This is a genomic window from uncultured Clostridium sp. (assembly GCF_934754925.1).
In the GTDB taxonomy this organism is placed as follows: domain Bacteria; phylum Bacillota; class Clostridia; order Clostridiales; family Clostridiaceae; genus Clostridium.
This window is the reverse complement of the sequence record NZ_CAKVJA010000114.1, coordinates 1-1,661: the sequence shown is the minus strand read 5'-3', so window position 1 is coordinate 1,661 and position 1,661 is coordinate 1. Positions and strand designations below refer to the sequence as shown.

Below are 1,661 nucleotides of genomic sequence, written 5' to 3'. Positions count from 1 at the left end.
TATCATTTGTATATGTTGTTTTAACTCTTAAAGTTTTAGCATCGTAACTTGTATCACCATAATAGTAGTAATCATCAGACAAGTATTTCATTTTTAAATCTTCTTCTTTTTCTATTTTTATATTTTCTTTATTTTTACTTGCTATACCTATGTAGCTATTTATTTGACCTCTTCCATCTTCATCAACAGATATAATATTTGCACTATTTACTATTACATCTTTTATTTTCATTTTACTTCCTAATAAATAAATCATTACTGTGAACACAACTGCAGTTACAGGTATAAGAACCCATGTTAAATCTCTTTTCTTCATTTTCTTTAATATAAGATATATAACTATTCCAACTAAAATTGCATAAACCCCAAGTACTATTCCTAAAGTTAATGGGCTTACTGCATTCTCTACGGGAATATTACCTAATATATTACTTATTTCATAGGATGTTGAATAATATCCACCTTGATAATTTTCTTCATATATTTTGTCAAAAGTTTCTATTAACATATTTTGTAACATAATCGCTGCATCATTAGATGAAATAAATGGTTCTAATCCTAAATCAAAGGAAGTTATTAAAATCTTACCTTCTCCTCTATCTAAAGAATATACTAATTCATTTTCATTACTATTAACTATAACTGTTGAATCCTTTAAATTAATTTGTGATAATATTAAATTTAAGTTTTCTGAACCAGTTTTAACATTTTGCTCTTTAGTTCCATTTGAAGTTATATTTAAAAAACTTTTGTTTATATTATTAATTGTTTTGCCTTCATTTGCTCCTGCACCTATTAGTAATGTTCCACCAGAATTAACCCAATTATTTAATGACTTATACTGATTGTCATTTAAATTAGCCATATTATAATTGTTAATTACTATTACATCTAATCCATCTATATTTAACCCATTTTCATCTAACATATCTTCAGTTAAGTTAACACAATTCATTTTTCCTGTATTTGAATAATTAGAATCAAAATATGTTATATTTCCTAGGTATCCTAATGCCGTAGGATCATCGCTTAATAAACCAGTAAAGGCATTCCCATCACTAATTCTTCCTGAAGAAATCAGTAATTTTTCTTCATATAATACTTTTCCATTTTCTATTATACAAACAGTCCCCGTATTATTTCCTTCTAAAAATTTTACTGGTATTGTTACACTTATATTTTCTCCTTTACTTGCACTTACTTCTTTGCAATAAGCATCGTAACCACCGTTAGAATCACTTGTAACTCTTACCTCTACTTCTCCATTAAAATCTTGCTCTAAATTATTTATTTGTACAGTAACTGGCATATATTTTTGAGCTTTATACTTACCATCTATACCATAACTTATAGTTAAGTCATACTTAGAATTATTTTTGCTTGCATTTACTTTTAAATTTGGAATAACTAAACTTAAAATAAAAATACTTAAAATCGCAATAAATATTCTTCTGCTTCTATTTTTCTTCATTAAGATTCCCCCTGTTTTTACATTATTTTCCCTATATACTATACTATCATATTTTATACTATTTATTCTCAAATTTCTTATATTTTACCTTAATAATTTCTTACAAATTTCTTAAGTATTTTATATTGTATAAAAATAAACTTATAACTGAATTACATAAAATTATTTACCATATTAAATTTTTATAAAT

Annotated in this window: 1 pseudogene; it reads right to left on the bottom strand. The window is 24.9% G+C overall.

The features are described 5' to 3' along the window. Window positions 1-1,471 (bottom strand): annotated as a pseudogene (locus tag Q0G30_RS14285) (hypothetical protein); the annotation flags it as partial. Window positions 1,472-1,661 lie beyond the last annotated feature (190 nt).